Genomic DNA, 7,199 nt, shown 5'->3' with positions numbered 1-7,199 from the left:
CTTTCCGGGGAGAGGGTCGGGGTGAGGGGCCAGATTTGCACCTGGGAATAGGGGCGTCATTATTGCTTAACCAATGTCATTAAGTTAAGAAGGAGTTCCCGCAGATTCAGAAAACCCGCAGATTGGGATCCGGAAAAAAATCTGCGGGTTATCTGAATCTGCGGGAACACATCATGAGAAGTGCCTCAACTTAATGACATTGATTACTTAACGGCATTGAGGCTAGCGCCCAAGGTGCAGGCAACGGCTCGCATGGCATTTGTCGTGTCATCGGCGCCTCCGGCTCGCCGTCGCCTGATTCGCGAGCGTTCCACGCTTTCTAGATGAGGAATGCGTGACGTTTGTGCCGGAGCATTCAAGATGGGCGGATGTCTGACACGCTTGCTGATCCTGTTTATCGCCAGAACCTGAAATCGCTCTACCGCGACACGTTGCTGCATGATGTGATGCCGTTTTGGCTGAGGCATGGGATGGCGACAGGCTTCATCTGTGAATGGCCGGAATATGCGCCTGGCGGACCAAGCGGAGTGAACAATCCCGTTGTCTGCCCGCCAGTTTGGTTGATGATTGGCACCAGATGTATGCAGTCTTTGACACCAGCGTCCTCATTTCTGCTCTGCGCTCCAGCGCCGGAGCGAGCCATGCGGTGCTCCAAGCCATCCGATCAAGACAGATCAAGATCGCTTTGTCCGTCGCGTTGGCTTTGGAGTATGAAGACGTTGCCACCAGACCAGGCATGGTGCCGGCGCTGGATGCGCGGGACATTGGGGTCGTCGTTGATGTCCTGTGTGCCCTTGCAGTCCAGCAGAAGGTCTATTTCTCATGGCGTCCTTATCTCATGGATGCTGGAGATGACATGGTTTTGGAGTTGGCTCTTGCCGCTGGCACGCCTTACATAATCACGAACAACACCCGCCACTTTAGAGGCAGTGAATCGCTCGGCATTCAGGCGATCACGCCAGCAGAGGCTTTAACCCTTATCCGAACCTGATTTATGGCCACGCTCTCCATCGACATTCCTGACTCACTCCGTAACGGCATCCAAGAGCTGACCACCAAGGATGGCTATTCATTGAACCAGTTCCTGGTATGTGCGGCGGCTGAAAAGCTGTCCTCGTTTGCCACCATGGATTATCTCCGTGAGCGTGCCGCGAGGGCTGACCTGGCGGAGTTTGATCGCATCATGGCGCGGATCCCCAACGTGCCGCCAGACCGCGGCGATGAACTCCCATGAACGCCACCAAGGCTGATGCCGTGGCTGACCGCATTGTCTGGCTGAAGGAATGCGTGACGTTTGAGGTGGAGCGTTCAAGATGGGCGCATGCCTGACTCGCTTGCTGATCCTGTTTACCGCCAGAACCTGAAGTCGCTCTACCGCGACACGCTGCTGCATGATGTGATGCCGTTTTGGCTGAAGCATGGGATGGATCGTGAGTTTGATGGCATCATCACGTCGCTGGATCGGGATGGGTCGATCTTGGACACGGACAAGAGCATCTGGTTCCAGGGGCGGGCGGCGTGGACGTTTGCGACGCTGTATAACACGGTGGAGAAGCGCAGTGATTGGCTGGATGCGGCGGGGTCGTGCCTGGCGTTCTTGGAGAAGCATGGGTATGCGACGGATGGGAAGTTGTTCTTCTCGGTGACGCGGGAGGGGCGGCCGCTGCGGATGCGGCGCTATGTGTTCAGCGAGGCCTTCGCGGCGATCGCGCATGCGGCGTATGCGAGGGCGACGGGAGATGAGAGCTATGCGGAGCGGGCACGGCGGGATTTTGCGACGTATTTGAAGCACAGCTTCGAGCCGGGGATGATGCAGCCGAAGATCGAGCCGAATACGCGGCCGATGATGGGCATCGGCGCGCTGATGATCGGGATCGCGACGGCGCAGGAGCTGCGGGTGAATCTCGGCGATGCGAAGATCTCCGGCCACTCGTGCTCGGAGTGGGTGGATCGCTTCATTTTGGAGATTCAGCAGTTTTTCTTCAAGCCGGACATTGGTGCGCTGATGGAGATCGTTTCGCCCGATGGGTCGATCATCGATCACTTTGATGGTCGCACACTGAATCCGGGGCATGCGCTGGAGTGCGCGTGGTTCATCTTGCATGAGGGCCGCTGGCGTGGGGAGAAGAGCTACACGAAGCTGGGGCTGCAAATCCTCGACGGCATGTGGCAGCGCGGCTGGGACACGGAACACGGCGGCATTTTCTACTTCCGCGATGTCTTTAACAAACCGGTGCAGGAATACTGGCATGACATGAAATTCTGGTGGCCGCACAATGAGGCGATCATCGCCACGCTACTGGCCTGGCACGTCACGGGTGACGTGAAGTATGCACAGTGGCACAAGCTGGTGCATGACTGGAGCTTCGCGCACTTCCCAGACGCGGAGCATGGCGAGTGGTTTGGTTATTTGCACCGCGATGGCACGCCATCGGTGAAACTGAAGGGCAACATGTGGAAGGGGCCATTTCATCTGCCGCGCATGCTGTGGTATTGCAGCGAGCTGCTGGCGGGACCGTCCTCGTAGAAGAAGACGTGAGACTTCCTGAGTATCACGCGCGTGCGTCCGCAGAGTGTGCATCGCCGGATTGATGTAGGGCGGATGTGTTGGGCGGAGACGATGCCGTGGTTCTCAGCGTGAACACCGCCCAACTATCCGGCTGGTGGCGTGATCGCACACTCCCCGGCCCGCGCAGGCCTCCAGACCAGCCGGATAGTTCGGCGAAGGTCATTCTGCCTGTTTGCGCAGTCCTGTGCGCCGAACACATCCGCCCTACGAGCACCTGGCACATCGCTCTGGCGACGCACCCGCTTGACTTGGCACAGCCAAGTCAGCGCGTAACGAAAAACGCACTGCGGGGTTGAGCGGCGTGCAAGCCACCGCTAGCGTTTTCTCCCATGGCCATTTCCATCGACGACATCCTGCAAGCAGCCGAAGACCACGCCGCCAGCGACGTTTTTCTCCAGGAAGGCGAGGTGCCGCGCATGAAGATCGCCGAGCAGCTCATGATCTTCGGTGACGAGCCGCTGCTGCTGCCGCAGATGGCCGGGCTGTGGCAGGCTTGTGGCGGGGACACGCTGAATGACATGGACAAGGACTCCGGCCTGGTCTCGCGCTCCCACATCCGCTTCCGCGTGAATTTGCACAAGGTGCTGGGCCGCATGGCTGCCGTGCTGCGCCGCATCCGCACGGACATGCCGTCCTTGAGCACTTTGGGCGCGCCCGAGTGGCTGCTCACGCGCTGGGGGCAGTTAGAGCATGGCATGGTGCTGGTCACCGGCTCCACCGGACAGGGAAAATCAACAACGCTGGCCGGACTGCTGCACTGGATGAACACCCATGTGGCGCGTCACATCGTGACGATCGAAGACCCGGTGGAATACATCTTCACGAACAACCGCTGCATGTTCACGCAGCGTGAGGTGGGGCGTGACACCCCCAGTTTCCCGCGCGGCCTGCGTGCCGCCATGCGCCAGGCACCCGATGTCATCTACGTGGGGGAAATTCGCGACCATGAGACGGCTTTCACCGCGCTGCAGGCCTGTGAAACCGGACACTTGGTCATCGCCTCCATGCATTCGGCCACGGTGGCGGACACCATGGAGCGATTTGTGAATCTCTTCCCGGCGGACCAGGTGGGAATCGGCCTGCACCTGCTGTCGCATCAGTTGGTCGGGGTGCTCTGCCAGAAACTCGTGCCGGACGTCAACGACAAGCTCACACTGCTCGTGGAGCACCTGCAAAACGGTGGCGCGGTGCGTGACTGGATCGCCCGGCGCTCGATCTCCGACATCAACGAATACATGACGCGCGCGGGGGATCCGAACTGCCGGAGCTTCCTAAAGTCGATCGTAGCCGCCTACGAAGCGGGAGTCATCACCGAGGAGACGGCGATTGCCGCAGCAGGCAATGAGGCTGAGTTCCGCCGTGCGGCCCGTGGCATCTCCTGATTCGTTTCAAGCACCCGCCATTCACATTCATGCGCAATCACGATCTCATCGAATATCTCTTCATGGTCATCGACCGTGGCGGCTCTGACCTGCACATCAGCGCCAATTCACCGCCCATGGGCCGCATCAACGGCGTGCTTCAGCCCGTGGCGGACGAAGTGCTGGACGTCGCCGATCTGCGCGAGCTGATCTTCGGGGTGCTGAAGGAGAACCAGCGTGCGGAACTGGAGCAGAAGTGGGAGCTGGATTTCGCCATCCAGGTGGAAAATCTCGGCCGCTTCCGCGGCAACGCCTGCTATGTGCTGGGCCGCATCGAAGCTTCCTTCCGCTACATCCCGGCCACGATCTCCGCGCTGCGCGACCTGGGCCACGGCCCCACGGTGGAAGATTTCACCCAGCTCAAGGATGGCATGATCCTCATCACCGGCACCAGCAACTGTGGCAAGACGACCACCCTGGCCGCCCTGACCCAGCACATTGCACGCAGCCGTCAGGCAAACATCGTGTGCATTGAGGATCCCATTGAGTACCTCTATTCGCACGAGCGCAGTCTGGTGCGCCAGCGTCAGGTGGGCGCAGACACACACACCTTTGCTGCGGCCATCAAAAGCGCACTGCGTCAGGATGCGGACGTGATCGTCGTGAGCGAGCTGCGCGACCTGGAGACCATGCGCACCGCGCTTACTGCGGCTGAAACCGGCCATCTCGTGATCAGCACGCTGCACACCCATGATGCCCCCAGCACGGTGCTGCGCATTCTGGACGCCTTCCCGGAGGAACAGCAGGACTTCGTGGCCTCACAGCTCGCCAGTTCGCTCAAAGGCGTGATCTGTCAGTCACTCATCGTGCGCCATGACCAGCCAGGCCGCGTCATGGCCTCCGAGGTGATGGTGTGCAATCAAGGCATCGCCTCCTGCATCCGCTCGCGCCGCCTGTCACAACTCGGCAACCTGATCCAGATCGGCGGCCCGGACGGCATGCATACGATTGATGACAGCCTAATGCATCTGGCCAACCATGGCTTCATCAGCCTGGATGAGGCACTCAACCGCGCCCGTGACGCTGACTTCGTCCAAGTCGGGCATCAAAAATTCCTGCGCGAGAGAAGCGGGAAACGCTGAGACAAAAAAGCGGAACCGGCTGCCCGGTTCCGCCTTTCAAACGCTGAGAATGTCAGCGCAGTGTTTTTTACTTGTTCTTGGCGTCGAACTTGGCTTTGCACTTCTCGCAGCAGAAGGCGACGGTTTTGCCGTCTTTGTCTTTGCTGGTGATGCTGGAATCAGCAGGCTTGCCGCTGATGGGGCATTTGTCGGCCGCCATGGCGACGGAGGCAAAGGAGAGAGCGAAGACGGTGAGCAGAGTTTTCATCGGTGGAGTATGGTTTGTGGTTACGAGCCGGCAGAATTGCCAGTTCACAGCACGAACGTATGAAACCCGGCGTTTCTTGTCGATCCTTAATCTTTCCTTGCCACAGCGCCTGCCGACCCGCTAAAACCCACGGCGCAACCGTTACCACCGACCCACCATGAGTTTTTTCTCCCGTGAAGCCACCATCGCCCAGCCCGGATTCAGCCGCTGGCTTGTCCCTCCCGCCGCCATTGCCGTGCATATGTGCATTGGTCAGGTGTATGGCTTCAGCGTGTTCAAGAAGCCGCTGGCAAAGGCGCTCGGCATCACGGCCCCCGGGGTGGGTGACTGGACAGAGGCGGATGTCGGCGTGGCCTATTCGATCGCGCTGGCATTGCTCGGCCTTTCGGCGGCATTCTTTGGCAAATGGGTCGAACGCAGCGGCCCACGCAAAACCATGTTCGCCAGCATGCTGTGTTTTTGCAGCGGCCTGGTGCTCACCTCGCTCGCGGTGCGCTGGCATCAGCTCTGGCTGCTGTATGCGGGCTATGGCTTGATCGGCGGCATCGGCCTCGGTCTTGGCTACATCTCACCAGTCTCCACCTTGATGAAATGGTTCCCGGACAGGCCCGGCATGGCGACCGGCATGGCGATCATGGGTTTCGGCGGCGGAGCGCTCATCGGCGGACCGTTGGCGGAGGAATTGATGAAGCATTTTGCCTCCGCCACCTCGGTGGGTGCCAGTGAGGCGCTGCTGGTGATGTCCGGACTGTATGTGATCTCGATGGTTTTCGGCGCATTGATCGTTCGGGTGCCTCCTGAAGGCTGGAAGCCCGCAGGTTGGGAGCCCAAGGAGCATGTGAAACCGCTGGTGACGAATGCGAACGTGGCTGTCGATACCGCATGGAAGACGCCGCAGTTCTGGTTCCTCTGGATCGTGCTTTGCATGAACGTGAGCGCGGGAATCGGCATCCTCGGCCAGGCGTCACCGATGATTCAGGACATGTTCAAGGTCACGCCTGCCGCTGCGGCTGGATATGTCGGCCTGCTTTCGCTCTGCAATCTCGGCGGGCGCTTCTTCTGGTCCTCCATGTCCGACATCGTCGGGCGCAAAGGCATCTACTGCATCTATTTCATCCTCGGGGCCGCGCTTTATGCCAGCGTGCCGTGGACGCAGGGACACGGCAGCGTGATGCTGTTCGTCGTCGCCACCGGTTTGATCCTGACGATGTATGGCGGCGGTTTCGCCACGATTCCGGCCTACCTGCGCGATTTGTTCGGCAGTTATCAAGTCGGTGCCATTCATGGCCGTCTCATCACTGCATGGTCAATGGCCGCCATCATCGGACCACAGCTCGTGGACCGGCTTTCCGTGGCAAACAAGAAAACCATGCCGCCCGAACAGGCCTACAACTCGATTTTTCACCTGATGGTCGGCCTGCTCGTCGTCGGCCTCATCGCCAATCTGCTCGTCCGTCCGGTCGATACCAAATACCACCTCGCTGAAAACGCCAAAGCCTGATCTGCCATGAAAGCCATTCTTCTTCTCATCGCCTGGACCTGGATCACCATGCCGCTTGGCTGGGGCGTGTATCAGTCCGTGAAAAAATCGCTGCCGCTGTTTGGCATCACGGCAGAGGTCAAAAAGTGAGGTGATTGCCAAAACAATCCCGTCTGCTACCTTCTCCGCATGACATTCCCGCAGATCGAACGCATCACCCTGGACCCGCAAGTTATGGGCGGGAAGCCCTGCATCCGTGGCATGCGTGTCACTGTGGGCATGATCACCGGCATGCTTGCCTCCGGCTGTCGTGAGGATGAACTGCTCGCTCTCTACCCTTATCTGGAAATGGACGACATTCGTGCCGCGCTGGCCTATGCCTCATGGCGTTCAGAAGAAC

General features: G+C 59.5%; 9 protein-coding genes. 8 read left to right on the top strand and 1 reads right to left on the bottom strand.

Features of this window, described 5'->3' with window-relative positions:
* The first annotated feature begins 577 nt into the window (after positions 1-577).
* The 5 genes from ACKVY0_RS05200 (at position 578) to ACKVY0_RS05180 (ending at position 5,072) form a co-directional block, all read left to right on the top strand.
* On the top strand, positions 578-991 hold the full coding sequence (locus ACKVY0_RS05200) for a putative toxin-antitoxin system toxin component, PIN family (protein ID WP_409213727.1): 414 nt from the start codon (positions 578-580) through the stop codon (positions 989-991).
* A 3-nt stretch (positions 992-994) separates the two neighbouring features.
* Positions 995-1,234: a toxin-antitoxin system HicB family antitoxin gene (locus ACKVY0_RS05195; protein WP_409213726.1), complete on the top strand. Its 240-nt coding sequence runs from the start codon at positions 995-997 to the stop codon at positions 1,232-1,234.
* Between the two features lie 87 nt (positions 1,235-1,321).
* Positions 1,322-2,527 carry an AGE family epimerase/isomerase gene (locus tag ACKVY0_RS05190; RefSeq protein ID WP_409213725.1) on the top strand — a complete coding sequence of 402 codons (1,206 nt, stop codon included), beginning with the start codon at positions 1,322-1,324 and terminating at the stop codon, positions 2,525-2,527.
* A 371-nt stretch (positions 2,528-2,898) separates the two neighbouring features.
* Entirely contained in the window at positions 2,899-3,951 is a 1,053-nt protein-coding gene (locus ACKVY0_RS05185) for a type IV pilus twitching motility protein PilT (protein ID WP_409213724.1), read from the top strand.
* A 29-nt stretch (positions 3,952-3,980) separates the two neighbouring features.
* Positions 3,981-5,072: a type IV pilus twitching motility protein PilT gene (locus ACKVY0_RS05180; RefSeq protein WP_409213723.1), complete on the top strand. Its 1,092-nt coding sequence runs from the start codon at positions 3,981-3,983 to the stop codon at positions 5,070-5,072.
* Positions 5,073-5,139: 67 nt separating this feature from the next.
* Here ACKVY0_RS05180 and ACKVY0_RS05175 read toward each other — a convergent pair whose 3' ends face one another.
* Entirely contained in the window at positions 5,140-5,319 is a 180-nt protein-coding gene (locus ACKVY0_RS05175; RefSeq protein ID WP_409213722.1) for a hypothetical protein, read from the bottom strand.
* Between the two features lie 157 nt (positions 5,320-5,476).
* Here ACKVY0_RS05175 and ACKVY0_RS05170 point away from each other — a divergent pair, with 157 nt between their 5' ends.
* The 3 genes from ACKVY0_RS05170 to ACKVY0_RS05160 form a co-directional block, all read left to right on the top strand.
* A complete protein-coding gene (locus ACKVY0_RS05170) occupies positions 5,477-6,820 on the top strand; it encodes an OFA family MFS transporter (protein ID WP_409213721.1) in 1,344 nt (447 codons plus the stop codon).
* 6 nt (positions 6,821-6,826) lie between these two features.
* Positions 6,827-6,949 carry a hypothetical protein gene (locus ACKVY0_RS05165; protein ID WP_409213720.1) on the top strand — a complete coding sequence of 41 codons (123 nt, stop codon included), beginning with the start codon at positions 6,827-6,829 and terminating at the stop codon, positions 6,947-6,949.
* Between the two features lie 39 nt (positions 6,950-6,988).
* Positions 6,989-7,199 (top strand): DUF433 domain-containing protein (locus ACKVY0_RS05160; RefSeq protein ID WP_409213719.1); only part of this gene is annotated, 211 nt, incomplete at its 3' end.

This window comes from Prosthecobacter sp., from assembly GCF_046154365.1.
Taxonomy (GTDB): domain Bacteria; phylum Verrucomicrobiota; class Verrucomicrobiia; order Verrucomicrobiales; family Verrucomicrobiaceae; genus Prosthecobacter.
Note: the sequence above shows the minus strand (reverse complement) of the source record. Positions and strands in the feature narration are given on the sequence as shown.